Source organism: Pseudomonas sp. MF6396, assembly GCF_002018915.1.
In the GTDB taxonomy this organism is placed as follows: domain Bacteria; phylum Pseudomonadota; class Gammaproteobacteria; order Pseudomonadales; family Pseudomonadaceae; genus Aquipseudomonas; species Aquipseudomonas palmensis.
Map to the genome: position 1 here is coordinate 36,623 of NZ_MVOK01000001.1, position 24,884 is coordinate 61,506.

Here is a 24,884-nt window from a genome sequence, read left to right on the forward strand (position 1 = left end):
AGGCATTTCACGGGGGAAATAGGCTGAGAATAATTTTAGAGATAGAGACTTCTATCCTGAAGAATAATACTGATTTAATTCATATGGTTGAGAATTGATACGACTCCTGTCTCCGCACCAAAGACCAGTTTCCAGAAGTCTATGATTGTCTACGAAACGTCCTGAAAAGCCCGCCTAGTGCAGGCTTTGTTGTTTCTGCCTGTCTCGTTTTGTCTCTTTAATGCTGGAGTTCGGAAAGTAAATTGGCCGCAAGAAGACGCCATACATCTAGGTTGTAGGAAATCAATTTTTTGATCCTCCTTCCTTCAAAACTCTAGGAAATTTCCGCCCGCCTCAGCGCTTGCGAATCGATCCCACGAGGCATAAATTCCTCCAGTCGCAGAAAAATCTGCGATCAGGTGTAGGAACCTGCTGGTAAACTTGGCGCATGCACTAGGCGCCCCCATCACAACGGCTGGCGTTTTTTTCGCTCGCTGCGATGTGTTATGGCGGCTGTGTGTGGGCAGGCTTCGGCCTGGCCGGGTTCCAAGTTTCCCGGTATTCCTACCCCATGCACAGCTGCCACCCAATCCCGTAGGAAGGATCGTGGTAGCTCCAAAATCAAACTTGGAGTCTCATGCATGCCTATCCGCATTCTGAGCAGGATCCTCGCATCCGCTCTCCGCCTTGGTACGCCGGCGGCGTATTCCACGCACCATTTCTACTCCATCTTCACGCAAGCCACTTACAAGTCACAGGGCGGAAATCCTCATGATTGACCTTGAGCGCCTGTCTATCCTCCAGCGCTACGCCTGGACCCTCGAATTGCTCGGTGAAGCGCTCGTTCAACATGACGAAGTGCTGGAGTGTGAGCACAACCCGCAACTGAGCTTCCGCAACACAGCAGGTATTCATCAGGCCATCCGGATCATCAGCCGGCTTGCCAGTGAGCAGTGTGGCAAGTTGCTTGAACTTGAAGATCCAATTTCGGGTGAGGGCGGCTGAGAACAGTTTGGTTGAACGCCATTGAATATGCCGCGCGCACAGATTAGGCGCGGCTTATCAAAGTCCTATCAATCGAACCTTTGATCAATTCCCAAAAGCACACTTCTAAAGACTCGCATCAACCAACAGCTCCGAAGGCTTGCACCCCACCGCAACTGCTATCCGCAAGATGTTGAGGAACGTGACGTTCCTTTCCCCTCGCTCGATTTTCCCCATATGCGAACGGTCCACGCCTGCCGCGTCGGCCAGCGCTTCCTGGGACAACGCAAGCGCCAGGCGTCGAGCCCGGATCGCTGCGCCGAGCTTTTTCAGACTGCCATCGGTATCGAGGGTTGCGGAGATTCTTGCCATGGAAAGAATCGTCCCGTTATGATGCCTATATGACCACGGTATTTACGACCCATCCGCGCATTGCCTGATGGCCTATACCGAGCTTCTTCCCCCTCCCTATCCCGCAAGCTGTGAAGCAGGTATCCCCATGACCGACCAAGAACGCTTGTCCACCATCCAACGCTACGCCTGGACCCTCGAACTACTCGGTGAAGCGCTCGTCCAGCATGACGAGGTGCTGGAGTGCGAGCACAACCCGCAGCTGAGCTTTCGCAACACGGCGGGTATTCATCAGGCCATCCGGATCATCAGCCAGTTGGCCAGTGAGCAGTGTGGAAAGTTGCTCAAGCCTGACGACTGATTACTGAGCGCAGACTGGCTCCATTGGCCATGAATTTAAATAGAACCGCTCTATATCGCCATGCCCATCAAACCGCAGTTTCCCAACGTTAATACACGAAGTAAAAATAACAATTATCATTGACTAATGGCCATTTGACACTATTTAAAGCTGTGCCTATAAACCCTTGCGGTCTTTTTTTGTTAAACAAAAACTGTTTAGGGGAAAGCGGCATGGATCAGGATTTTCACTTCTACGGTACTTACCACTCAGCACTGTGCGGCGGCTTCAACAAGGACGATGCAACCCTTATTGCCAAGGCAGCCAACTTCATCGACTTCTTCAGCGAGAGCACCTATGCCTCTTACTGGAGCCTGGTCAGCGACACCCAAAAATCTGCCAAGTACAACGTCGTCGCCAAGATGGACAACCCTCGCTACACCTACCAGGGCGGGCTGCTGGGCACGATGGGGGAGCCTGAAGATGGCCTGTGGTGCTCGTACCACTTCATCCCCGGCAACTACAACGACCCGGCCGGCACGCCCAGCCGAGAAGAAACCCATGGCGCCGAAGTGGCCAACTACCTGCCCAAGTTCATCAAGCGCGACACCTTCGGCGGCGAGCAGATACTGAGAAAGTACAACGCCAGCAAGGTGAAGGATCTGCAATACGGCAAGATGCTCAACCGGCCGCAAAGCGCACTCTCGCGCAGGCTTGTTCAAGATGCCGTGCTCTGCGCCACCGATGACGACCGGCTGGAGAAGATCATCAGCCTGGCCATCGGCGGGGCAGAGGTGCTGAAGGACAATCGCGCAGACGTGCTGCGCAGGTTCAGGCTGATCCTGCTGGGGGTCAGGGCGCATGTGATCGCCGACACCTGGGCCCACCAGGACCACTGCGGCCTCGACAACGTGATGAACACCTACTGGGATGCGGACTACGACCCGGACTCCTGGGAATGGTCCAAGATGGGCTACGGCCCACAGGCCATCTACTACATGGACGGCTCGTCGAAAAACTGGAACAGGAAAGTCCTGAAGTCATCCGACACTAAGGGCGTGCCGTTCGCGAACCCCAACTTCGAAGCGGCCCCCAGCGGTACCAGTTATCTGGGCCACGGCTGGCTCGGGCACTTCCCCGACTACAGTTTCGCCAAGTTCAGGTACAAGCCTTGCTGGTCCAACCCCAAGCAGATGGTCGAGCGCGATAACCCCAAGGAATATGAATCCGCCTGGCTCGAGTTGACCAGTTTGTTTTGCCAGGTAAAAACAGGCAGGAAGTTGCAGTTGGATGACCGCATCAAAGACGAAATGAGCAAAGCCCGCCAGGCCATCGAGGCCCCCTGCGACCTTACCAAGGGCACCTCGGGAAGAAAGAGTTCGGAGCTCGCCTGGAAGCGCATTCTTACCGAAAAGCCAAGTTCGGAAATCAATGTGGACCTGGAGCCCGATACCCATGCGGTTCTGGATGGCATGGTCCAGATCAGTACCGAGATCCATCGCTTCGGCACCAACTACGTGAATATCCAAAGCGATCTGTACCTGTTCCAGATTGCCGCCGACTATCACTTCCAGTTCGTGAAGCACTACGTCCAGACCAACGATATCTATCACTTCACAAGCTCGTGGTCGCGGCAGCGGAGTACGTTGTCGGACGCCATCGTGAACCTGTTCGAGTAGCGCCGGATAACGGCTATCAACCCCCCGGCGCGATGCCGGGGGGCTTGCCGTTCGGCACCGTCGCGCCATCCACCCCTTGCATTCGCCCAAGGGTCAGGAATATAGTTGACTGATTACTCAGTCTTCTTAAGCGAACCTCCCTCCATGGCACGTCCCCTCAGCCCCGAAAAACGTGAAGCCTTGCTGTTGTCGGCGATGCAGGCAGTCGCCGAGCTGGGCGTGATGGCCAGCACGTCGAGCATCGCGCGGCGCGCCGGGGTTGCCGACGGCACCTTGTTCACCTACTTCAGCAGCAAGGAGGTGCTGTTCCAGGAGCTCTACCTGCACCTCAAGCAAAGCCTGGTGACGGCCATGATGTCGGACTTCCCGGCCCAGGCCGACTACCGCCAGCGCATGGAGTACATCTTCAATCGCTATGTCAGCTGGGGCCTGAACAATGCCCTGGAGCGCGTGGTGCTGGCACGGCTGTCGGCGTCGGGGCAGGTAACCGCAGACACCCGCGCACTGGGCGCGCAGCCGTTCCAGGCCGTGTCCAGGACGATGGAGGGCGGGGTAGAGGACGGGGTTCTGATCGATGCCCCGATCAGCTTCATTTCTTCCGTGATCGAGAGTATCGCCACCACCACCATCGAACACATCGAGAAGTCCCCGGAGGAGGCCGACGGCCACCGCCAGCTGGGCTTCCATATGCTGTGGCGCGCCATTACGGCGTAAAAGCCTTGCCTTTTAACTGAGTGATTAATCACTCACAATTTGTAACAGGAGTATCTTCATGGCTGTTCAAAAGTGGTTCATTACCGGTGCTTCGGGTGGCCTGGGCCTGGCCCTTACCGAAAAGGCGCTGGCCCAGGGGCATACCGTGGTCGCCGCAGTGCGTCGGGTCGAGGCGATGCAGGCGTTGCAACAGGCGTATCCAAAGCGCCTTCATGTGGAAGCGCTCGACGTGACCGACCGCGAACAGGTACGCGCCGTTGCTGCCCGCCATCCCGATGTGGAGGTGGTGGTCAACAACGCGGGCGGGGCGGTGATCGGTGCGATGGAAGAGATGACCGACGCCGAAGTCGAGCAGCAGATCGCGCTCAACCTGATGGCGCCGATACAGGTCACCCGCGCCTTCATGGCGGCGATGCGCGCACAGCAGCGCGGTACCTTCATCCATGTCAGCAGTGTCGGCGGCCGTACCGCCTACCCGGGCGGCTCGCTGTATCACGCGGCCAAGTACGGTCTGGAAGGCTTCGCCGAAGCGGTGGCGCAAGAGCTGGCCGAGTTCGGCATCAACACCCTGATCATCGAGCCAGGTTCGATCAAGACCGGCTTCGTGGCCAACATCCGCTGGACCGAGCAGCTCGACGCCTACAAGGGCAGTGCGGTCGGCAACCTGCGCGGGTGGATCGAACAGCATGGCGAAGACACCGCCTCGGGCGACCCGCTGAAAATGGCCGACGCCATCTACACCCTCAGCCAGCTGCACAAGCCGCCGCTGCGCACCGTGCTCGGCGGGGATGCCTATGCGGCGCTGGAGGCCGGCTATGCCCGCAGCCTGGCGGACATTCAGGCACAGAAGGCGCTTGCCGAGTCGGTGATGCTGGAAGGCAAGGCCGGCTTTCGGCCCGAGTGAGCAGCCCCTCTTTTACGTTGCCCATGCGCCGCGTCGGCGCTTTGAAAAGGTTGAATGATCATGTCTGAAGTCTGGTTGATTACCGGTGCGTCCCGAGGCCTGGGGCGCGCCATTCTGGAGGCGGCGCTGCACAGCGGCGCCAAGGTGCTGGCCACTGCACGCGACATCACACGCTTCGTCGAGCTGCAGGCGCAGTACGGCGCCAACCTGGCCACGTTCGAACTGGACGTGACCGACGAACAGCAGGCAAGGCACGCCGTGGCCGAGGCCGTGCGCCGTTTTGGCCGGCTGGATGTGCTGGTCAACAACGCGGGCTTCGGCCATATCCAGCCGTTCGAGCACATCCCCACCGATGATTTTCGAGCCGAGGTCGAGACCAATCTGTTCGGCGTGGTCAACCTCACCCGTGCGGCCATCCCGGTGATGCGCGCCCAGGGCCGCGGCCATATCTTTCAGGTGTCATCGGCCGGCGGTCGCATCGCAAGCCCGGGCCTGTCGGCCTATCAGGCGGCCAAATGGGCCGTGGGCGGGTTCAGTGACGTGGTCGGCAAGGAGGTCGCGCCGTTCGGCATCCAGGTGTGCACCCTGGAGCCCGGCGGCATGCGTACCGACTGGGGCCATCAGGCCCGCAGCACGCTCACCGAGCTGGCCCCGGACTACATGGCGTCGATGGCCGCGTTCAAGGCCTTGATCGAGTCCTACGTGGGCAACGAAGTGGGCGACCCCGAGCGCATTGCGCAGCTGATCGTGGCGCTGGCCGCTCGTGAAGGGCTGCCGTCGCGTCTACTGTTGGGGTCGGACGCCTTGTATGTGGTCGAGGTGGAAGAGGCCGCCCGCAGCGAAGCGATGCAGCGCTGGAAGCCGGTCAGCCTCGCGGCCGATTTCGGCACGGCACCGCCGCAATGGCCGTCGGCATGAAGCCGGCGCACCCTTCAAACTGAGCGAGGCCAGCCTACGCCATGAACATAGTGATCTTTGGTGCATCCGGCATGATCGGCAGCGGGGTGCTGCGCGAATGCCTGGCGGCGCAGGATGTGGAGTCCGTTCGCTTGATCGGGCGCTCACGCCTGAACGCCCAGCACCCCAAGCTCCGGCAGGTGGTCAGGCCGGCCTTCGCCGATAACCCGTCCACGCTGCTCGACGACGACCTGCGCGATGTGGATGCGTGTTTCTTCTGCCTGGGCGTTTCGGCGGCGGGCATGACCCAGGCGCAGTACACCCACATGACCTACCGCCTGACCCTGGCGGTGGCCCAGCGCGTGTGCGAGCTCAACCCGCATGCCACCTTCATCTACGTCTCCGGGGCGGGCGCCGACAGCAGTGAAACCAGCTCGACGATGTGGGCGCGGGTGCGCGGCATGACGGAGAACAGCCTGCTGCGCCTGCCGTTCAGGCGTGTGCACATCCTGCGCCCGGCGGTGATTCAGCCGTTGCATGGGGCCATCTCCAGAACCCGCGCGTACCGCGTGTTCTACCGGCTCACCGGCCCGCTGCTGAGCCTGGCGCGTGCGCTGTTGCCCGAAAAGGTGCTGAGCACCGAGGTCATCGGCCAGGCAATGCTGTCGATCGCCCGCCATGGTGCCACCCAGCCCGTGCTCGATTCGGCGCAGATCTACCACACGGCCTTGCGCGAAAAACCGGCCCCCAACGGCGGGTGACGCGCTGGGGAGGTTGATGGCAGGCGCTGAAAAATCCGGTTGCAGATAACATATGGATATCCGTATATTTGGTTATCCATATGTAAGGGCCGCCCACAATGATTACCCCACCCGAGCTGTTCAAGAGCCTGGCCGACGAAACCCGCGCTCGCGCTGCACTGCTGATCGCAGAGCAGGGCGAGCTGTGCGTGTGCGAGCTGATGTGCGCCCTGGGCGACAGCCAGCCCAAGATCAGCCGTCACCTGGCGCAGTTGCGTACCAGCGGCCTGCTGCTCGACCGTCGCCAGGGGCAGTGGGTGTATTACCGTCTCAACCCGCAACTGCCCGGCTGGGTGCACGACCTGCTGCAGGTGACGCTGCGCGCCAATGCCGACTGGCTCAAGGACAACACCACACGCTTGCACAACATGGACGGTCGCCCCGTTCGTGCTGCTGCCTGCTGCTGAGCCAGGAGCGCCCCGATGCTGACTGCCATCGCTGTTTTCCTGCTCACCCTGACCCTGGTCATCTGGCAACCCCGCGGCCTGGGCGTCGGCTGGAGCGCCAGCCTCGGCGCACTGCTGGCCCTGGCGCTGGGCGCGGTGTCGCTGCACGACATCCCCACGGTGTGGGCGATTGTGTGGAACGCCACCGCCACCTTCATCGCGATCATCGTCATCAGCCTGCTGCTCGACGAGGCCGGCTTCTTCGAATGGGCAGCCCTGCACGTGGCCCGCTGGGCGCGCGGCAACGGGCGCCGGCTGTTTGCCTTCATCGTGCTGCTGGGCGCTGCGGTCTCGGCGCTGTTCGCCAACGATGGCGCGGCGCTGATCCTTACCCCTATCGTCATGTCGATGCTGCTGGCGCTGCGTTTCTCCCCGGCTGCGACCCTGGCGTTCGTCATGGCCGCAGGCTTCATTGCCGACACTGCCAGCCTGCCGCTGGTGGTCTCCAACCTGGTGAACATCGTCTCGGCCGATTACTTCGGCCTGGGCTTTGGCGAATACGCATCGGTGATGGTGCCGGTGAACCTGGTGAGTGTGGCGGCCACCTTGCTGGTGCTGTTTCTGTACTTTCGCCGCGACATACCGGCTGTGTACGAGGTACAGGCACTGAAGGCGCCGGTGCTGGTGATCCGCGACCGCGCCACCTTCCGCGTGGGCGGGGGCGTGCTGGTGGCGCTGCTGGTGGGCCTGTTCCTGCTCGAGCCGCTGGGCATCCCGATCAGCGCCGTGGCGGCGGCCTGTGCAGTGGTGCTGTTCATTGTCGCTGCGCGCGGGCATGTGATCTCCACCCGGCGCGTGCTGCGCGATGCGCCCTGGCAGATCGTGGTGTTTTCGCTGGGTATGTACCTGGTGGTGTACGGCCTGAAAAACGCCGGCCTTACCGACTTGCTCACCCAGTTGCTGGACCGTCTTGCCGCCTATGGCGTGTGGGGCGCGTCTCTGGGCACCGGGCTGCTTGCCGCGGTGCTGTCCTCGGTGATGAACAACCTGCCCAGCGTGCTGATCGGCGCGCTTTCGATCCACGCCAGCGAAGCACAGGGTGTGGTGCGCGAGGCGATGGTCTACGCCAACGTCATCGGCTGCGACCTGGGCCCCAAGATCACTCCCATCGGCAGCCTGGCCACATTGCTCTGGCTGCATGTGCTGGCGCGCAAGGGTACGCGCATCACCTGGGGCTACTACTTCAAGGTCGGCCTGCTGCTGACGGTGCCTGTGCTGTTGATCACGCTTTCGGCCCTGGCCCTGCGCCTGAGCCTTTGACCATTCTGCCTGCCAAAGGGAGTACACCACCATGCGAGTTCTGTTCATGTGCACGGCCAACAGCTGCCGCAGCATCCTCTGCGAAGCGATGTTCAATCACCTCGCCCCGGCGGGCTTCGAGGCGTTGAGCGCCGGCAGCTTCCCCAGGGGGCAGGTGTTGCCGCGCAGCCTGCTGACCCTGCAGCAGGCCGGCATCAGCACCGCGGGCCTGAGCAGCAAGGGCAACAAGGCCTTCGCGGCCAACCCGCCGGATATCGTCATCACCGTGTGCGACAAGGCCGCAGGCGAGGCGTGCCCGGTGTTTTTCGGCCCGGCGCTCAAGGCCCACTGGGGCCTGGCCGACCCTTCCGAACAACCCGGCACCGACGACGAGGTGGAGGCGAACTTTCACCATGCACTGGCGCGTATCGAGCGTCGCTGCCGGGCGTTTTTCGCGCTGCCATTCAGCCAGCTCGATGCCCACGCGCTCAAGCGTGAACTCGACCGCATTGCCACGCTCTGACCCGGAGGCCCCATGCACCACGACCTGCCCAACCTCGACCCGAGCCTGTTCGAAGGCCTGCCTACCGCCCTGCAGGCCGGCGAGCGAAAGCCGCGCATTCTGTTGCTGTACGGTTCCACCCGCGAGCGTTCCTTCAGCCGCTTGCTGACCGGGGAGGCCGCGCGCCTGCTCCAGCATTTTGGCGCCCAGACGCGCATCTTCGACCCCAGCGGCCTGCCACTGCCGGACGACGTACCGGTGGAGCACCCCAAGGTTCAGGAACTGCGCGAGCTGGTGCTGTGGTCCGAAGGCCAGGTGTGGTGTTCGCCTGAACGGCACGGCGCGATGTCGGCGGTGTTCAAGGCGCAGATCGACTGGGTGCCGCTGGCCCTCGGCGCCATTCGCCCCACCCAGGGCAAGACCCTGGCCGTGATGCAGGTGTGGGGCGGTTCGCAGTCGTTCAACGTGGTCAATCAGCTGCGCGTGCTGGGGCGCTGGATGCGCATGTTCACCATCCCCAACCAGTCGTCCGTGCCCAAGGCGTACATGGAGTTCGACGAGCAGGGCCGCATGAAGCCCTCGCCGTATTACGACCGGGTGGTGGATGTGATGGAAGAACTGGTCAAGTTCACGCTGCTGCTGCGCGACAGCCAGGCGCACCTGGTGGACCGCTACTCCGAGCGCAAGGAAACGGCGCAGGCGTTGTCCGATCGCATGCGCCAGGCGTCGATCTGACGCCAGGGCGCAACCGGCGGGCAGCCCTCAGGCAGCCCGCTCCAGCGCCCCCAGCAGGTCGACGAATTCGCGCGACAGCTTGTGCCGCGGTGCCATGTGCACCAGCGGTACCGACAGCTCGTGGGATTCGCGCATCTTCACCGAGCTGCTCAGGTACACCGGCAGCACCGGCAGGCCCTCGGCCAGCAGTTCATCAACCAGGCTCTGGTGCAGCGCGGTGCGCGCGACGAACTGGTTGGCCACCACGCCTTCCACCTGCAGTGACTCGTTGTGGTCCTGGCGCAGTTCTTCCACCTGTTCGATCACGCTGTACAGCGCCTGGCGCGAAAAGCTGTCGCAATCGAACGGAATCAGCAGGCGGTCGGCGGCCACCAGCGCGCTGAAGGTGTAGAAGTTCAGCGACGGCGGGGTGTCGATGTAGATGCGCTCGTAGTCTTCGGACAGTTCAACCAGCAGCTTGCGCAGCTTGTTGATCTTGAACTTGCTCTCCAGCTTGGGCTGCAGGTCGGCCAGGTCGGGGCTGGCGGTCACCAGGTCGAGGTTGTCGTAGCGGGTGGGGGTGATGCACACGCGCCCGCGCTTGCTGCCCGGTGCGCTGGAGAGGGTCTGCTTGAAGAAGTCGCTGATGCCGGCCGGGATGGCGTCGCCGAGCAGGCCGGTGAGGTAGTGGGTGGTGTTGGCCTGGGGGTCGAGGTCCACCAGCAGTGTCCGATACCCTTCGGTGGCGCTGACGGCGGCAAGGTTGCAGGCGATGCTGGTCTTGCCCACGCCCCCTTTCTGATTGAATACGACACGGCGCATTGAGTTTCGAGTCCTTGTCAAAGGCCCGCTGCAACAGGGCTGCAGCGGGAACAGCTTCCATACTATGACCAAAAAGTTGCAGTTTTAAGACAACTGCGGGGCGGGCACCTCAGTCGGCGAGCGGGGCAACGATGGCCTTGCGGCACACCTCGATGATTTCGTCGGCCAATGGCGCATCGTCCGGGCAGGCGCGCGACAGCATGATCGCGCCCACCGCCTGGGCAAAGCGCTCGATCATCCTGGCGCGTGCGGTGTGCGGGTCTTGATCGCCGTTTTCGACACCTGCGTGCTCGGCCCGCTTGAGCAGGCCCTCCAGGCCGTCGGCAAAGGTCGCCTTGATTGCGGCCGGCTGGCGCGCCGCGTCGCCACACAGGGCGGCCATGGTGCAGCCGGTGCTGCGTGCATCGCGGTGTTCGCGCGACAGGTAACGCTGGAAAAATTGCGCCACGTCCAGCGCTTCTTCGGCGCTGGCAGTCTTGGCCAGCCCGCAGGCAGCAGCCTCGGCCATCAGGTCGGCCTTGGAGCCGAAGTGCTTGTAGAAGCCGCCGTGGGTAAACCCTGCCGCCGCCATCAGGTCTGCCACGCCCACCCCGTCATAGCCGCGCTCGCGAAACAGTTCGGACGCGGTTTCGACGATGTGCGTGCGATTGGCTTGCGCCTGTGCCTTGGTGACCCTCATGTGCAGATTCCTCGCTGCGTGTGCCGTCAATCAGGGGCCCACTATACATTGATGTCAACCATCATCAAAACCGTTGACGATTAAGATTATGGTCATCATCATAGCGGCTCGTTACCCACCCATCGAGAGCGCAACCCCATGACTACCCTTGCCACTGTTCTCATCACTGGTGCTTCTTCCGGTATCGGCGCTACCTACGCCGAGCGTTTTGCCCGTCGTGGCCATGACCTGGTGCTGGTAGCCCGCGACAGGCATCGCCTTGACGGGCTGGCCAGCCGCCTGGCCCAGGCTCATGGCGTGGTCGTCGAGGTGTTGCAGGCCGACCTGACCCTGGCCCAAGACCTTGCCAGGGTCGAAACCCGCCTGCGCGAAGATGCCCGCATCGGCGTCCTCATCAACAACGCCGGGGCGGCGCAGTCGGGGGCCTTCGTCGAGCAGAGCGCCGACAGCGTCACGCGCATCATCACGCTCAACACCCTCGCGCTGGCGCGCCTGGCCCATGCCATCGCGCCACGGTTGGCGCAGGCCGGGGAGGGGGCCATCGTCAATATCGGCTCGGTGGTAGGGCTGGCACCGGAGCTGGGCATGACGGTGTATGGCGCCACCAAGGCGTTCGTGCAGTTCCTGTCGCAGGGGCTGAGCCTGGAGCTCTCGCCCAGCGGCGTATACGTGCAGGCGGTGTTGCCTGCGGCCACGCGTACCGAGATATGGGAGCGCTCGGGCATCGACATCAACACCCTGACGCAGGTGATGGAGGTGGACCACCTGGTGGATGCGGCGCTGGTGGGGTTCGATCGCCGCGAGGGGGTGACCATCCCGCCGTTGCATGACGCCGCCCGCTGGACGGCCTTCCAGGCGGCCCGTCACACCCTGATCTCTGACATCCGCCAGGCCGAGGTGGCGGCGCGCTATACCGAGCTTGCCTGAGGCGGGCGCGGGCCGGCGCGCCGGTGATCGGCGGCCAGCGCCCGCGCAACCTGCCGGTGGCCGAACCCACAATGATAAGTCGCTGCGCCCCTGGGGCTGAATGACCTGTTCGGGCTGGTACTGCGCCGCACCGCGCGTTACGTTAGCCAGAAACAGACGGTCTACGCCTCGCGCATCACCCACAAGGGCTGGCCCACCCGCTGGCCGATGCTGCGCTGCGAAGGGCCCTGAAGGAGCCGGCACCGATGAATCACCCCCTCACCACCCAGGCGCCCAGCGTTGCCCAGCCGTTTCGCGAAGAGGCGGCAGACGGCTTCAGCCTGGGCGGCTTCACCTGGCGCCATGGCACGGCGGACCCCACGCGGGCGGTGGTCATCATCAACGCCGCCACTTCGGTGCGCTGCCGGTTCTACTCGCGTTTTGCCGACTACCTGTTCGCCCATGGCGCCGACGTGATCACCTACGACTACCGCGGCATCGGCGAATCGCGCCCTGCCGCCTTGCGGGGTTTTCAGGCCAGCTGGTCGGACTGGGGCCGGCTTGATTTCGAGGCGATGCTCCAGCGCGCCCGGCGCGAGTTCCCTGGGCAGCCCATCGATGTGGTCGGGCACAGTTTCGGCGGTTGCGCGGTGGGCCTGGCGGCGTCGGCGGCGAGCATCCGGCGGGTGGGCACGGTGGGCGCTCAGTTCGCCTACTGGCGTGACTATGCCCCGGGCAGCCGCTGGCAACTGCTGTGCAAATGGCACCTGGCAATGCCGCTGCTGACCCGCGTGTTCGGCTACTTTCCCGGCAAGCGCCTGGGCTGGATGGAGGACACCCCGGCCGGCGTGGTGCGCGACTGGGTGACACCCGCCGCCACCTATGAACAGCGGCCCAGCGGTCGCACGCTGGGGGCGTTGGGCTTTGGCCAGGTGCAGGCCAGTATCCTGGCGATCAGCCTGACCGACGACCCGTTCGGTACGGTGCCGGCCATCGAGCGCCTGCTGGGCTACTTTACCGCCAGCGCGTGCACGCACCTGCGTATCGCCGCACAGCAGGTCGCTGCCAAGGGGGTCGGTCATTTCGCGTTCTTTCACAGCCGCTTTCAGGCGCAGCTGTGGCCCATAGCCCTGGGCTGGCTGCGCAGTGCACAACTGCCGGCGCAGGTGCCCGGGCAGGTGATCGAACCCCAGGCATGAAAAACGGCCCAGGTGGGCCGTTCTTGTGCAGCGGTGTGGCGTCAGCCCTTGCGTTGCAGCGGCGCGCCGGCGAACGTCACGCCGGCCAGGCCGTGCTGCATCAGCGCACGGATATTGGCGTGGTCGCTGCCCTCGGGGGTGGCCAGCACTGAGCGGTAGTGCTCGCCGAACGCCAGCAGCGCGTGCTGGTCGCTCAGGCCTTCGAGCAGTGCCAGGCCCAGGGTCTTGCACGACCCTTCGTTCTGCCCGGCGGCGTTTTCCACACCGCCATTGGTGAAGGCCTGTGGCTGGTAGGTGTAGCCCTGGGCGATGAACGCCAGCGTGTCGGCGAATACATGTTCGCCACTGTCGAGTTGGCTGCGCAGGGTGTTCAGGTCAGTCATGAGGTTTTCCTTTGGCGAACGCCGCTTGCTGTTCGGCGCTGGCTTCTTTCTGGTATTGGGTTTTCCACTCGGCGTAGGGCATGCCGTAGACCACTTCGCGTGCGTCATCCAGGCTAAGGTCGATCTGGCGCTCGTCGGCGGCGGCCTTGTACCACTTGGACAGGCAGTTGCGGCAGAAGCCGGACAGGTTCATCAGGTCGATGTTCTGCACATCGGTGCGCTCGCGCAGGTGCGCTACCAGGCGGCGAAAGGCCGCCGCTTCGAGTTCGAGTTGCTGTTGCGGGTCCATGGGGGTTCCCTTCACGGTGCAGCGGCTCATCCGGCCGCGATGCGGTTCTTCAAATGGCGGCCACCGTTGATGACCACGTTGCTGCCGGTGCTGTACTGGCTGTCGAGCAGGAACATCACGGCCTCGATCAGCGGCTGGGCACCGGGTTCGAATTCAAGCAGGGCCTTCTTCAGCGCCTGCTGGCGGTACTGCTCGTCGCCGTCTTCCTTGAAGATCAGCAGGCCGGGCAGGATGGCGTTGACGCGCACGCTGGGGGCGTACTTCTCGGCGAACGACAGCACCATGTTCTGCAACGCCGCCTTGGTGGCGGCATAGCCGATATGGCTCTTGCTGCCGCGCGAGGAGGTTTCGTCGCAGATGTGGATGATGTCCGACTTGTCCAGCTTGAGCAGTTGCTCACCCAGTGCCAGGTTCAGGTGGTACGGCGCTTCCACGTGCAACTTGAACATGGTGTTCAGGTTGGCCAGGTCATCGTCGAGCCACAGCGAGGCGTTGTGGATGATCGCCCGCAGGCCGTCATAGCGGCTGCGCAGGTGGTCGATCAGGGCCAGGCGGTCCTGCTCCAGGCACAGGTCGGCCTGGAACTGCACGATGTTCGGGTGGGGCGCCTGCGCGCTGATGCTGCGGCTGGCGCTGACGACCGTGTGGCCGGCCTGCGCCAGTTTGATGGCCAGCGCGAGCCCGACTCGCTGGCTGGCCCCGGTAACAAGAATTGGGCTGTTCATGTAATGGGCGGTCAACTTCAGATATTCGCTTGGGTAGGCCCCAGCATACCCGAACTCGCCGCCGTTGCACGCCCCGGGGCGCTGCGTCAGCGGGTGCCCACGGGCGGCGCGGCAACGCTCTGCGGGGCAGGCTTGGGGTGCAGCCAGCTGGCCAGCAGGTGGGTCGACAGTGGGATGAACAGGTAGACCATCAGCGGGGTCAGGGCCAGGGTGCTCAGCAGTACCCGTGGCACCAGGCCGAGCTCGCCCAGCCAGTGGCCGAACAGCAGGTTGAAGGCCAGCGACACCGGAAAGAACGCCAGCCAGATGGCCACGGCCTGTTTCCAGCGCGGTGGACGTTGTGCCAGGGCCGGGCCGAACCAGCCGTCGATGCCGCTGACCCGGTGCTCGTGGGGCTGCTGGAACAGGCCGTTGCCGCGGGCCAGCCAGGCGCTGCGCGAGGCAGAAAACTCCCAGGCATGCAGGGTTTTCTCGTCGGCGAAGCGGAAGATGATCTGGAATTCGTCGTCGTTGGGCGGTGGGGCCAGTACGCCGGAACCCAAATAGCCGGGAAAGTCGGTAGCCAGCTGTTCGCCTTCACGCAGCCAGGCGATCAGGTCTTCGTAGCGACCCTCGGCAACGCGGCGCGCCACCATCAAGGTAACCGGAGGGGTAGACATCGTGTATCTCCTGGTAAAAACCGGCGCGGCGGGTAGCCACGGCCATGCAACGCTGCCCGGGGTGGTGGGTGGCGTTCGAGTGTTCGTGTGGGAACAAGCAAGGATTATTCCGCAAATAAGCTGACTCGTCAGTGCTGATGTGTCGGCTGCCCGGCGCATGGTGCTTGCGGCGGGCTGGTACAAGGGGAGTAGAATTGCCTTTCACTACGCAATCACGGTCTTTACGGCGATGATCGAGCCTGATTCGGCTTCCCTCCCTGATGCTCCCCACCGCCAGGAGGAGCTTTTCCCCATCCGTGAAGTGGCGCGCCTGACCGGCATCAACCCGGTCACCCTGCGTGCCTGGGAGCGCCGTTATGGGCTGATCCAGCCGGTACGCACCGAAAGTGGGCACCGCCTGTATTCCCAGGCCGACATCGATGACGTGCGCAGCATTCTGGGCTGGATCGAGCGCGGCGTGGCGGTGAGCAAGGTCGGCAAGATCCTTGCGCGCAACCAGGCGACCCAGCAGCAGGCCCCCTCGGCCCAGGCGCCCGGCACCCAGGCGGACTGGAAGCAGTGGCAGGTGCAGCTGCGCCAGGCCGTCAAGGCATTCGACGAGAGGCGCCTGGAGCAGGTGTACGGGCAGGTCTTCGCCAGCTATCCGCTGGTGGTGGTGTTCCAGGACATCCTGATGCCGGTATGGCACGACCTGTGCGCGGCCGGCGAGGCATTCGGTGCGCAGAGCGAGTGGCTGTTTCTCGATGGCTTCCTGCGTGCCCGGGCCTTGCAGCGCCTGCAACTGGCCCGCGAACAGCAGGAGGTAAGCGTGGTGCTGGCGGCGATGCCGGGGCACTGCCGCGAGCTTGAGTTGCTGGTGGCGGCCCTGATGCTGGGCAGCAGCGAGGTGGTGATCAGGGTGTTGGCCGTGGGGCAGCCGCTGGAGGAACTGAGCCTGGTGTGCGAGCGCATGGCGCCGCAGGCACTGGTGCTGTTCTCCAACCATTCACCGACGGCCGAGCTGCCCAAGCGCTTGATGCGCCTGGCCCAGGGCCTGGATTGCCCGTTGCTGTTCGCGGGGGAGGCGGCGGAGCTGGCCCAGGATGCGCTGATGCGCTCGCAGGTGGCGTGCCTGGGCAGTGAGGGGCGCTTGATGCGTCGGCGCCTGCAGCAGTACCTGGCAGAGCACCTGGATACCTGAAACCCCTTCGCCGGCAAGGCCGGCTCCTGCAGGCAGTTGCAACCCTGCAGGGGCCGGCCTTGCCGGCGAAAGCCGCGCTGCGGTGTTAATCCGGATGCAATTCGGGATGCGCCAACCGGTGCTGGCGCAGGATGTACTGGCGCAACCGCTCGATCTCTTGGGGCTGGTGCTGGCTCAGCCGATACGCCGCCAGCCCGTCGGCCGTCTTGCGCTGCAAGGTGCCCTGCAGGTTGATCGGCGCGTCGGCCTCGGGGCTGAACCACAGGTTGAAGGTCTTGGGCGGCTTGCGATTGCGCGGTACCTGCACCAGCACACCGCGAAATGACATCTCGCACACCTTGAGGTCGGTGCTCAGGCCCAGCTCGTCGTCCAGCGCAACCGGCGGCTCCAGCGTGAGGCGCCAGGGGCGCATCATCGGCCCGTCTTCATAGATGCTCGGTGCGCCCAGTTGCAGGCTCACCGCATGGAACTCGTCTTCCACCAGCTGCAGCGGAAAGCTCATCTGCTGGTTCTCGAAATTCGCCTGCAGGGTCACCTGCTCCTGGGCCACCAGCCGGGTCAACAGTTGCTGCACCTCGCTGCCGCCATCAAGGCGCAGGCTGGAGGTGACGTCCGTCAGGTTCAGCTGTGGCGAACGGTGCATGGTCTGAATGAAATCCAGCTCATCCTGGGTCAGGAGGGCATCTGATTGCATGGGCGAACTCGGCAATTTCAATCGGGAATCATTTCTTCGTGGGTGATGGACAACGATTCGCTGGATTTGTTAAGACCGTCCGTCGGGTTTCTGCGCGTCGAGCAGGGCGTACGCCCGGGCCAGTTCCTGCTCCAGTTCCAGCACCCGCTGCTCGGCGGCCACCTGGCGGCTCACGTCCTTCTGGATACCGATGAAGTACTTGAGCTGGTCGGCCTCGTTGAACACCGGGGTGATCGACAGCTCGTTCCAGAACGGCGTGCCGTCCTTGCGGTAGTTGAGCAGCACTTCCCGGCATGGCTGGCCGCTGCGGATGGCGTCGCGGATGCGTGCCCGGGCCGCATCGTCGCGCGGCTCGCCCTGCAGGAAGCGGCAGTCGCGGTACAGAATGTCGTTGGCCGCGTAGCCGGTCAGGCGTTCGAAGGCCGGGTTCACATAGATCAGGATGGTGTCGTCGTCGCCTTCCTGTTCGGCTACCACGATCCCGTCGTTGGAGGCATCAATCATGCGTTGCAGCAGCTTGGCGTTGATCATCGTGTCGAACCGAATGTGAAAGGGGCACCCAGGCGAAGGATTCTAGTGGATTGCCGAGCGGTCGGCATCTGCATGCGGGCCAATTGCCAGCGTCCGGAACCCGCATCAGGTGGTAGTATCCTACGCTTTTACTCAGCTTCGGGATTAGTTATGAAAGTTGCCATTCTTTCCGGCTCGGTCTACGGCACTGCCGAGGAAGTTGCACGCCATGCCGCCTCGCTGCTCCAGGCGGCGGGTTTCGAGACCCTGCTGGCCAACCGTGCCAACCTGCAGGACGTTCAGGGGTTTGCTCCGCAGGCCTTTCTGGCGATCACGTCCACCACCGGCATGGGCGAGCTGCCCGATAACCTGGTGCCGCTGTACAGCGAGATCCGCGATGTGCTGCCAGGTGCCTGGCGCGGCTTGCCCGGTGCGGTGATCGGCCTGGGCGACTCCTGCTATGGCGACACCTACTGCGGCGGCGGCGAGCAATTGCGCGAGCTGTTCGCCGAACTGGGCCTCGACGAAGTGCAGCCGATGCTGCGTCTGGACGCCAGTGAAACCGTCACTCCCGAAACCGATGCAGAGCCCTGGCTGGCCGAGTTCATCGCCAGGCTGCGCGGCTGATCACAGCGGTTGCGGGCGCTCGCGCAGCAGCGCCAGCCAGGCCTGCGCCGCCCGTGACAGGTAGGCGCCCTGGCGCCAGATGAAGGCGATGTCCCAGCGCAGGTCGCTGGGCTCGCTCAAGGTCACACGCACCACCCCCGGCCGTTCCAGGCCCCGCGCCACCACCCGTGGCAGCAACACCACGCCCTGGCCTGCCGCCACCAGTGCCGCCAGAAAATCCGCCTGGCCGCTGCGTCCGCCTTCCTTCGGGGTAAAGCCATAGGCCTGGCAGGCCGCCAGCAGGCGATCATTGAGCACGAAGCTGCGCTGGTACAGCAGAAACGGCGTGTCGGCCAGTTGCCCCAGGTTGATGCTGCCGGCAGTGGCCAGTGGGTGGGCTACCGGCAGCAGTGCATCCAACGGTTCGTTGCAGAAGGGCTGGCACTCGAAGCCCGGTGTGGTGGGCGTGAGGCTGCCGCCCAGCTCCAGCTCGCCGCTGCGCACGGCGTGCTCCACGTTCAGGCTGCCGCCTTCGAGCAGTTGCACGGTGATGTTCGGGTAGCGCCGCCGGTACTCGGCGAACAACCCGGCAAACAGCGCGTCGCTGCCCAGCAGCGGCAGCCCCAGGCGCAACTCGCCCCGCGCCAGCTGGCCAAGGTCGTCGAGTTCGTTGTGCAGTTCCTGGCGCAGCCGCAGCATGGTCTCGCCGCGGGCCAGCACGATCTTGCCGGCGTCGGTCAGGTGCAACTGCGAGCCATGGCGATCGAGCAGGGCCATGCCCAGGTCGTGCTCCAGCTGCGCCACCTGCTTGCTCACGGCCGACTGGCTGATATGCAGGGTCTGCGCGGCCTGGGTGAAGCCGCCGCGATGAACCACTTCGACAAAACTGCGTAGTTGCTTGAATTCCATTGCCTGAATTCCATTATGGAATGGAGGCCAGTCTAACAATTCGCTTTTTGCATGGGCAGCGGGATTTTAAACTGCAGACCTCAGAGGACCCCTTCGATGACTGCCGTTTCATTCAAGAAATTTTCGCGCCTGCTCGCCGAACTGGGCGTGCTGCTCGTGCTGTACCTGCTCGGTTGCCAGCTGTCGGCCTGGCTGCACTGGCCGATCCCGGGCGGTGTGGTGGGCATGGCGCTGTTGCTGCTGGTATTCGCCACCGGGCGGGTCAAGCCGGCAACCCTGCAGACCGGCGCCACCCTGCTGATGGCAGAGATGCTGCTGTTCTTCATTCCGGCGCTGATGAGCCTGCTCGACTACGGCCCGCTGCTGCGCAGCGAAGGCTGGCGCATTCTGCTGGTGATCGGTGCAAGCACGCTGCTGGTGATGCTCGCCACTGCCTTCACGGTGGAGTGGGCGTGCCGCTGGAGGCTGCGCCATGACGCTTGAGCCGATGTCGCTGTTCTGGCTGGCGCTGACTCTGCTGGCCTACCTGGGCAGCCGCTGGCTGTACCGACGTACCGGGCGCTACCTGCTGTCGCCGCTGATCCTGGTCCCGGTGGTGCTGCTGGCGGTGGCGGTGCCATTGCACACCGGTTACGCCGAGTATGCGCGCAACACGCACTGGCTGATGTCGGTGCTGGGCCCGGTCACCGTGGCCTTTGCGGTGCCTATCTGGCAGCAGCGGGCGCTGCTGGCACGCCACTGGCCGGCCCTGTCGCTGGGCATGCTGGTGGGCAGTGCGGCGTCCATCGGTAGTTCGTGGGCCCTGGCCCATGCGTTGTCGCTGGACAATCAGGTGAGCCTGTCGCTGCTGCCACGCTCGATCACCACACCCTTTGCCATGCCGCTGGCCCACGACCTGGGCGGTGTGCCGGAACTCACCGCGGTGTTCGTGATGTTCACCGGGGTGCTCGGTGCCCTGATGGGCGGGGTACTGCTCAAGTACCTGCCCTTGCGCACGCCGCTGGCACGCGGGGCGCTGTTCGGGGTGGGGGCGCACGGCGCCGGGGTCAGCCGAGCCCATGAGGTGGGCGGTGAAGAAGGCTCTGTGGCCGGGCTGGTGATGGTGCTGACGGGCATTTTCAACCTGTTCATGGCGCCACTGTTACGTCACCTGCTGTAACTATTTACTGCCCTGACCCGGTGGGCCAATAAGCTGGCTGGCAATGCAACACCCGCTATCGAGTCGCGCCTCTAGACTGACCGGCAGCAGAGCACACCCATGTGCCGAGGTGATTGCAATGACCGCCGCCAACCCTTTGCCCGACAACGCGCTGCCCCCAGGAAGTTGCAGCCCCGAACCAGGACCTGCGTGATGCCCCTCGCCGAGATTCCCTTGAGTGTCTGGCGTACCCGTGGTCGCAGTTTCACGTTTCGCCAGCAATCGATTCGCTACTGGAGCGCAGGGCAGGGCGAGCCCCTGCTTCTGCTGCACGGCTTCCCCACCGCCAGCTGGGACTGGCACTACCTGTGGCAACCCCTGGCCCAGCGCTTTCGCGTGATCGCCTGCGACATGCTCGGCTTCGGTGACTCGTCCAAGCCGTTGCACCACACCTACAGCCTGCTGGAACAGGCAGACGTACAGCAGGCCCTGCTCGAACACCTGCAGGTTCAGGAGCCGGTGCACCTGCTGGCCCATGACTATGGCGCCACGGTGGCCCAGGAACTGCTGGCCCGTCACCACGAGGGGGCGGCCCAGGTGGCCAGTTGCGCGTTTCTCAACGCCGGCCTGTTCCCGGAGTGCCACCGTGCGTTGCTGGTGCACAAGCTCCTGCTCAGCCGGCTTGGCTGGCTGGTGGCGCGCTCGTTCGGGCGCGACGACCTGGTCAGGAATGTCACCCACCTCTATGGCCGCAGCACACGCCCCAGTGAAAGCGTGCTGGATGACTGCTGGAGCCTGATCGCCTCCAACCGCGGCAATCGCATCCTGCACAAGCTGGCAGCCTATGTACCCGAGCGCGTCACCTGGCGCGAGCGCTGGGTGGCGGCCTTGCAGCAGTCAGGCGTACCGCTGCGCCTTATCAATGGCGCCGCCGACCCGGTATCGGGCGCGCATGTGGTGGCGCGCTACTGCGAACTGGTGCCCCAACCCGACACCGTGACCCTGCAGGGCATCGGCCATTATCCGCACACCGAGGCACCGGTACAGGTGCTGCGCCACTACCTGGCATTTCGGCAGCAACCTCTGCCAAGCCTGGCGCACAAGGTCGCCTGGTCCTGATCATCCCGCTGCCTTATTGCCTGCCATTCAGCGTCCGCCCGGTTGATTGTCCGGGGCCGGGCGCTGGCTGACACTGGCTGCCATATTCCTTGCAGTTAACGGAGTGCCGAGATGACCGAGTCGATTCGCCTGGATGAAAAAGTAGTGATTGTGACCGGCGCTGGCGGGGGCCTCGGGCGTGCCCATGCGCTGCTGTTCGCCCGTCATGGTGCCCACGTGGTGGTCAACGACCTGGGAGGCTCCACCCATGGTGAAGGCGCCAGCGCATCGGCGGCCGACCGCGTGGTGGCCGAGATTCGCGAGGCGGGCGGCACGGCGGTGGCCAGCCATGACTCGGTCACCGATGGCGAGCGTATCGTCCAGCAGGCGCTGGACACCTTCGGCCGCGTGGATGTGCTGGTCAACAACGCCGGCATCCTGCGGGACAAGACCTTTCACAAGATGGAGGACAGCGACTGGGACCAGGTGTACCGCGTGCATGTGGAGGGTGCCTACAAGCTCACCCGCGCCGCCTGGCCGCACCTGCGCGAGCAGAACGCGGGGCGGGTGATCTTCACCTCGTCCACCTCGGGCATCTACGGCAATTTCGGCCAGGCCAACTACGGCATGGCCAAGCTGGGCCTGTACGGGCTGACCCGCACCCTGGCGCTCGAGGGGCGCAAGCACGGCATCCTGGTCAATGCCATCGCCCCCACCGGTGGCACGCGCATGACCGAGGGGCTGATTCCGCCGCAGGTGTTCGAACAGCTCAAGCCCGAGCTGATCAGCCCGCTGGTGGTGTACCTGGGCAGTGATCGCTGCCAGGACACCGGCGGGCTGTACGAGGTCGGTGGCGGCTGGGTGGGCAAGGTGCGCTGGGAACGCAGCCTGGGGGTGGGCTTCGACCCGCGCCAGGGCATGAGCGTGGAAGACATCGCCGCAAGTTGGGATGCCATCGGCGATTTCGAGGGCGCGGTGCACCCGCAGGACAGCCTCGAGGCGTTGCAGCAGATGATGGCCAATCTGCACAGGCACGCAGGCTGAACCGGGCAGCACAAATAAAAAAGGCCGCTGCAAAAGCAGCGGCCAAGCAAGACGTAGATCAAGGAGCTTCAAAATCAACGTCGGTGAACCTGAAGGGGGAGGGTTCAACGTGTCAGGTGGTTACTCTAGGGGGAGAGGATTAACCTGACATTAACCGCCAAACCATCGGCCCAGCGCCTGGCGAAACCGCGTTTCGCTGCAAGCCCGGCCAGCATAGCCAGCCCCCCTACCGAAAAAAATAGACGTTTCGGACATTCACTGTTGCAAAGTGGGTAACAGTGCACCAAAACAGGTCACTGTGGTTCATAGCCCATGCGCCAGCTGATTGCCTGCGCCGCCGCCTGCAGCTGCTGCGCCGCCGGGCCCTGTTCATCGGCATGGAAAATCGAGGTCGGGCCCACCACGGTCAGCACGGCAGCGATGTTGCCCATGGCGTTGAACACCGGTGCCGACAGCGCATCCACCCCCGGCATCAGCAGGCCATGCACATGGTGCAGGCCGCGTGCGCGGATCTGCGCAAACAGCGCTTCGTAGTCTGCGGCGTCCTGGCCCAGGGCAAGCAGTTCCTGGTCGCGCAACTCGATGGTCTCGCGCTGGGGCAGGTAGGCCCCGAACACCAGCCCGGTGGACGAACTGAGCAACGGCAGCACCGAGCCGATCTGCGTCACCACCGTCACGGCGCGCACCGCAGGTTCGATGTTCACCACCGTTGCGCCCTGGTTGCCCCACACCGCGATAAAGCAGCTTTCATTGAGCGCGTCACGCAGCTGTGACAACGGCATGGCCGCCACTTTCAGCACGTCCATCCCGCCCAGCGCGGCCAGGCCCACGCGCAGGGCTTCACGGCCCAGCCCGTAGTGGTTGGTGGCCGGGTTCTGCTCGGCAAAGCCGCTGGCGATCAGGGCCTGCAGGTAGCGATGCACCTTGCTCGCGGGCATCTGTACATGCTCGGCCAGGCGCGACAGCGAGGTGGCCGGCGAGAGCTGGGCCAGCGCCTTGAGAATGTCGGTACCGACCTCCGCCGAGCGGACCTTCTGTTTGCCGTTGCTGTCGGCGGTGCTGGTTTTGCTCATGGGAAAGGGGTCCGTGTTGACAGGTGGGCGTCTTTATAGCTTGACGGGTTACAGGTATCAAATTACGTTATGCGTAATCAGTTTACGATAATAATAACGCTACCTGACTGGAGGCTCGATGAACGTCGATTCCACTCCCGCCCTCGCTTACCAGAGCGGCTTCGGCAACGAATTTGCCAGCGAGGCATTGCCCGGCGCCCTGCCGGTTGGCCAGAACTCCCCGCAAAAAGCCCCGTATGGCCTGTATGCCGAGCTGTTTTCCGGCACCGCATTCACCATGGCGCGCAGCGAGCAGCGGCGTACCTGGCTGTACCGTATCCGGCCATCGGCACTGCACCCGGCATTCGAACGCCTCGAGCGCCAGTTGAGCGGCGGCCCGCTGGGCCCGGTAACCCCCAACCGGCTGCGCTGGAGCCCGCTGGACATCCCGGCCGAGCCCACCGACTTCATCGACGGCTGGGTAGCCATGGCGGCCAACTCGGCGGCGCAAAAGCCGGCCGGCATCAGCATCTACAACTACCGCGCCAACCGTTCCATGGAGCGGGTGTTCTTCAACGCCGATGGCGAACTGCTGCTGGTCCCCGAGCAGGGCCGCCTGCGCCTCGTCACCGAGCTGGGCGTGCTGGACGTGGAGCCGCTGGAAATCGCCGTGCTGCCCCGTGGCCTGAAGTTTCGCGTCGAGCTGCTCGACAGTCAGGCGCGTGGCTACATTGCCGAGAACCACGGCGCGCCGCTGCGCATTCCGGACCTGGGCCCGCTGGGCAGCAACGGCCTGGCCAACCCGCGCGACTTCCTCGCGCCGGTGGCCCACTACGAAGAGCAGCAGGGCCCGGTGCCGCTGGTACAGAAGTTCCTCGGCGAGCTGTGGGGCTGCGAACTGCAGCACTCGCCGCTGGACGTGGTGGCCTGGCACGGCAACAACGTGCCGTACAAATACGACCTGCGCCGTTTCAACACCATCGGCACGGTCAGCTTCGACCATCCCGACCCGTCGATCTTCACCGTGCTCACTTCGCCTACCAGCGTACCGGGCATGGCCAACATCGATTTCGTGATTTTCCCGCCGCGCTGGATGGTGGCCGAGAACACCTTCCGTCCACCGTGGTTCCACCGCAACCTGATGAACGAGTTCATGGGGTTGATCAAGGGCGAGTACGACGCCAAGGCCGAAGGCTTCCTGCCCGGCGGCGCCTTGCTGCACAGCTGCATGAGCGCCCACGGCCCGGACGCCGAAACCTGCGCCAGGGCGATTGCCGCCGACCTTGCGCCGAGCAAGATCGACAACACCATGGCGTTCATGTTCGAGACCAGCCAGGTGCTGCGCCCGACCCGCCATGCGCTTGAATGCCCGCAACTGCAGGCCGACTACGACACGTGCTGGGCCACCTTGCCGAGCACCTTCACCCCGAATCGGAGATAAC

32 protein-coding genes are annotated in these 24,884 nt (G+C 64.0%); 21 read left to right on the forward strand and 11 right to left on the reverse strand.

From position 1 onward, the window contains the following. The first annotated feature begins 750 nt into the window (after window positions 1–750). Window positions 751–984, forward strand: a complete 234-nt coding sequence (locus MF6396_RS00210; RefSeq protein ID WP_078479483.1) for a hypothetical protein — start codon at window positions 751–753, stop codon at window positions 982–984. 105 nt (window positions 985–1,089) lie between these two features. Here MF6396_RS00210 and MF6396_RS00215 read toward each other — a convergent pair whose 3' ends face one another. Then, entirely contained in the window at window positions 1,090–1,335 is a 246-nt protein-coding gene (locus tag MF6396_RS00215; RefSeq protein WP_054914897.1) for a helix-turn-helix domain-containing protein, read from the reverse strand. Window positions 1,336–1,462: 127 nt separating this feature from the next. Between MF6396_RS00215 and MF6396_RS00220 the strand changes: the two genes are divergently transcribed. From MF6396_RS00220 to arsH, 10 genes are all read left to right on the forward strand, one after another. Further along, window positions 1,463–1,675, forward strand: coding sequence for a hypothetical protein (locus MF6396_RS00220; RefSeq protein ID WP_078479484.1), 213 nt, complete (start codon window positions 1,463–1,465; stop codon window positions 1,673–1,675). A gap of 212 nt (window positions 1,676–1,887) precedes the next feature. Continuing rightward, window positions 1,888–3,333, forward strand: a complete 1,446-nt coding sequence (locus MF6396_RS00225) for a DUF6765 family protein (RefSeq protein ID WP_078479485.1) — start codon at window positions 1,888–1,890, stop codon at window positions 3,331–3,333. Window positions 3,334–3,477: 144 nt separating this feature from the next. Continuing rightward, window positions 3,478–4,047: a TetR/AcrR family transcriptional regulator gene (locus MF6396_RS00230; protein WP_078479486.1), complete on the forward strand. Its 570-nt coding sequence runs from the start codon at window positions 3,478–3,480 to the stop codon at window positions 4,045–4,047. A gap of 58 nt (window positions 4,048–4,105) precedes the next feature. Next, window positions 4,106–4,951 carry an SDR family NAD(P)-dependent oxidoreductase gene (locus MF6396_RS00235; protein WP_078479487.1) on the forward strand — a complete coding sequence of 282 codons (846 nt, stop codon included), beginning with the start codon at window positions 4,106–4,108 and terminating at the stop codon, window positions 4,949–4,951. A gap of 60 nt (window positions 4,952–5,011) precedes the next feature. Continuing rightward, the gene (locus MF6396_RS00240; RefSeq protein ID WP_043860446.1) at window positions 5,012–5,869 is read left to right on the forward strand and encodes an SDR family NAD(P)-dependent oxidoreductase; all 858 of its coding nucleotides are present in this window, start codon (window positions 5,012–5,014) and stop codon (window positions 5,867–5,869) included. Between the two features lie 41 nt (window positions 5,870–5,910). Next, the gene (locus MF6396_RS00245; RefSeq protein WP_043860441.1) at window positions 5,911–6,609 is read left to right on the forward strand and encodes an epimerase; all 699 of its coding nucleotides are present in this window, start codon (window positions 5,911–5,913) and stop codon (window positions 6,607–6,609) included. 98 nt (window positions 6,610–6,707) lie between these two features. Further along, the gene (locus tag MF6396_RS00250; RefSeq protein WP_043860440.1) at window positions 6,708–7,055 is read left to right on the forward strand and encodes a metalloregulator ArsR/SmtB family transcription factor; all 348 of its coding nucleotides are present in this window, start codon (window positions 6,708–6,710) and stop codon (window positions 7,053–7,055) included. Between the two features lie 15 nt (window positions 7,056–7,070). Then, window positions 7,071–8,354 (forward strand): arsenic transporter, encoded by a 1,284-nt coding sequence (locus MF6396_RS00255; RefSeq protein ID WP_078479488.1) that lies wholly within the window; start codon window positions 7,071–7,073, stop codon window positions 8,352–8,354. A gap of 31 nt (window positions 8,355–8,385) precedes the next feature. Further along, entirely contained in the window at window positions 8,386–8,856 is a 471-nt protein-coding gene (locus MF6396_RS00260; protein WP_078479489.1) for an arsenate reductase ArsC, read from the forward strand. 12 nt (window positions 8,857–8,868) lie between these two features. After that, window positions 8,869–9,570, forward strand: a complete 702-nt coding sequence (gene arsH, locus MF6396_RS00265) for an arsenical resistance protein ArsH (protein WP_078479490.1) — start codon at window positions 8,869–8,871, stop codon at window positions 9,568–9,570. A 27-nt stretch (window positions 9,571–9,597) separates the two neighbouring features. On the opposite strand, the gene MF6396_RS00270 is transcribed toward arsH, so the two are convergent. Both MF6396_RS00270 and MF6396_RS00275 read right to left on the reverse strand, forming a co-directional pair. Then, complete coding sequence (locus tag MF6396_RS00270; RefSeq protein ID WP_043860436.1) at window positions 9,598–10,371, reverse strand: ParA family protein; 774 nt, start codon at window positions 10,369–10,371, stop codon at window positions 9,598–9,600. Between the two features lie 109 nt (window positions 10,372–10,480). Continuing rightward, window positions 10,481–11,050, reverse strand: coding sequence for a TetR/AcrR family transcriptional regulator (locus MF6396_RS00275; RefSeq protein ID WP_043860435.1), 570 nt, complete (start codon window positions 11,048–11,050; stop codon window positions 10,481–10,483). Window positions 11,051–11,188: 138 nt separating this feature from the next. On the opposite strand from MF6396_RS00275, the gene MF6396_RS00280 reads away from it, so the two are divergent. From MF6396_RS00280 to MF6396_RS00285, 3 genes are all read left to right on the forward strand, one after another. Beyond that, window positions 11,189–11,977, forward strand: coding sequence for an SDR family NAD(P)-dependent oxidoreductase (locus MF6396_RS00280; protein WP_043860434.1), 789 nt, complete (start codon window positions 11,189–11,191; stop codon window positions 11,975–11,977). 120 nt (window positions 11,978–12,097) lie between these two features. Beyond that, the gene (locus MF6396_RS28340; RefSeq protein WP_229590057.1) at window positions 12,098–12,208 is read left to right on the forward strand and encodes a hypothetical protein; all 111 of its coding nucleotides are present in this window, start codon (window positions 12,098–12,100) and stop codon (window positions 12,206–12,208) included. Window positions 12,209–12,222: 14 nt separating this feature from the next. Further along, window positions 12,223–13,155: an alpha/beta hydrolase family protein gene (locus MF6396_RS00285; RefSeq protein WP_078479491.1), complete on the forward strand. Its 933-nt coding sequence runs from the start codon at window positions 12,223–12,225 to the stop codon at window positions 13,153–13,155. A gap of 41 nt (window positions 13,156–13,196) precedes the next feature. Here the strand turns inward: MF6396_RS00285 and MF6396_RS00290 are convergent, their stop codons facing one another. The 4 genes from MF6396_RS00290 to MF6396_RS00305 form a co-directional block, all read right to left on the reverse strand. Next, window positions 13,197–13,538, reverse strand: a complete 342-nt coding sequence (locus MF6396_RS00290; RefSeq protein ID WP_043860432.1) for a HopJ type III effector protein — start codon at window positions 13,536–13,538, stop codon at window positions 13,197–13,199. Further along, a complete protein-coding gene (locus MF6396_RS00295; RefSeq protein ID WP_043860431.1) occupies window positions 13,531–13,827 on the reverse strand; it encodes a DUF1244 domain-containing protein in 297 nt (98 codons plus the stop codon). The genes MF6396_RS00290 and MF6396_RS00295 overlap by 8 nt, the downstream gene beginning before the upstream one ends. 26 nt (window positions 13,828–13,853) lie before the next feature. Further along, the gene (folM, locus tag MF6396_RS00300; protein WP_054914885.1) at window positions 13,854–14,552 is read right to left on the reverse strand and encodes a dihydromonapterin reductase; all 699 of its coding nucleotides are present in this window, start codon (window positions 14,550–14,552) and stop codon (window positions 13,854–13,856) included. An 86-nt stretch (window positions 14,553–14,638) separates the two neighbouring features. After that, window positions 14,639–15,211, reverse strand: a complete 573-nt coding sequence (locus MF6396_RS00305) for an antibiotic biosynthesis monooxygenase (protein ID WP_043860429.1) — start codon at window positions 15,209–15,211, stop codon at window positions 14,639–14,641. Between the two features lie 229 nt (window positions 15,212–15,440). Between MF6396_RS00305 and MF6396_RS00310 the strand changes: the two genes are divergently transcribed. After that, the gene (locus MF6396_RS00310) at window positions 15,441–16,391 is read left to right on the forward strand and encodes a MerR family transcriptional regulator (protein ID WP_043860428.1); all 951 of its coding nucleotides are present in this window, start codon (window positions 15,441–15,443) and stop codon (window positions 16,389–16,391) included. An 85-nt stretch (window positions 16,392–16,476) separates the two neighbouring features. Here the strand turns inward: MF6396_RS00310 and MF6396_RS00315 are convergent, their stop codons facing one another. Next, entirely contained in the window at window positions 16,477–17,085 is a 609-nt protein-coding gene (locus tag MF6396_RS00315; protein WP_043860427.1) for a hypothetical protein, read from the reverse strand. Between the two features lie 69 nt (window positions 17,086–17,154). Next, window positions 17,155–17,616, reverse strand: a complete 462-nt coding sequence (locus MF6396_RS00320) for a PAS domain-containing protein (RefSeq protein WP_078479492.1) — start codon at window positions 17,614–17,616, stop codon at window positions 17,155–17,157. A 150-nt stretch (window positions 17,617–17,766) separates the two neighbouring features. Between MF6396_RS00320 and MF6396_RS00325 the strand changes: the two genes are divergently transcribed. Beyond that, window positions 17,767–18,222 (forward strand): flavodoxin, encoded by a 456-nt coding sequence (locus tag MF6396_RS00325; RefSeq protein ID WP_043860425.1) that lies wholly within the window; start codon window positions 17,767–17,769, stop codon window positions 18,220–18,222. Here the strand turns inward: MF6396_RS00325 and MF6396_RS00330 are convergent, their stop codons facing one another. Then, window positions 18,223–19,110 (reverse strand): LysR family transcriptional regulator, encoded by an 888-nt coding sequence (locus MF6396_RS00330; RefSeq protein ID WP_078479493.1) that lies wholly within the window; start codon window positions 19,108–19,110, stop codon window positions 18,223–18,225. A 96-nt stretch (window positions 19,111–19,206) separates the two neighbouring features. Between MF6396_RS00330 and MF6396_RS00335 the strand changes: the two genes are divergently transcribed. The 4 genes from MF6396_RS00335 to MF6396_RS00350 all read left to right on the forward strand — a co-directional run bounded on the left by MF6396_RS00335 (window position 19,207) and on the right by MF6396_RS00350 (window position 22,390). Further along, on the forward strand, window positions 19,207–19,593 hold the full coding sequence (locus MF6396_RS00335) for a CidA/LrgA family protein (RefSeq protein ID WP_043860423.1): 387 nt from the start codon (window positions 19,207–19,209) through the stop codon (window positions 19,591–19,593). Further along, window positions 19,583–20,269 carry an LrgB family protein gene (locus tag MF6396_RS00340; protein ID WP_043860422.1) on the forward strand — a complete coding sequence of 229 codons (687 nt, stop codon included), beginning with the start codon at window positions 19,583–19,585 and terminating at the stop codon, window positions 20,267–20,269. The genes MF6396_RS00335 and MF6396_RS00340 overlap by 11 nt, the downstream gene beginning before the upstream one ends. 192 nt (window positions 20,270–20,461) lie before the next feature. Further along, the gene (locus MF6396_RS00345) at window positions 20,462–21,367 is read left to right on the forward strand and encodes an alpha/beta fold hydrolase (RefSeq protein WP_043860421.1); all 906 of its coding nucleotides are present in this window, start codon (window positions 20,462–20,464) and stop codon (window positions 21,365–21,367) included. A 111-nt stretch (window positions 21,368–21,478) separates the two neighbouring features. After that, complete coding sequence (locus MF6396_RS00350; protein ID WP_054914880.1) at window positions 21,479–22,390, forward strand: SDR family oxidoreductase; 912 nt, start codon at window positions 21,479–21,481, stop codon at window positions 22,388–22,390. Between the two features lie 293 nt (window positions 22,391–22,683). Here the strand turns inward: MF6396_RS00350 and MF6396_RS00355 are convergent, their stop codons facing one another. Further along, window positions 22,684–23,463, reverse strand: coding sequence for an IclR family transcriptional regulator (locus tag MF6396_RS00355; protein WP_043860419.1), 780 nt, complete (start codon window positions 23,461–23,463; stop codon window positions 22,684–22,686). A 118-nt stretch (window positions 23,464–23,581) separates the two neighbouring features. Here MF6396_RS00355 and hmgA point away from each other — a divergent pair, with 118 nt between their 5' ends. Further along, window positions 23,582–24,883, forward strand: coding sequence for a homogentisate 1,2-dioxygenase (hmgA, locus tag MF6396_RS00360; RefSeq protein ID WP_078479494.1), 1,302 nt, complete (start codon window positions 23,582–23,584; stop codon window positions 24,881–24,883). Window position 24,884: the final 1 nt, after the last annotated feature.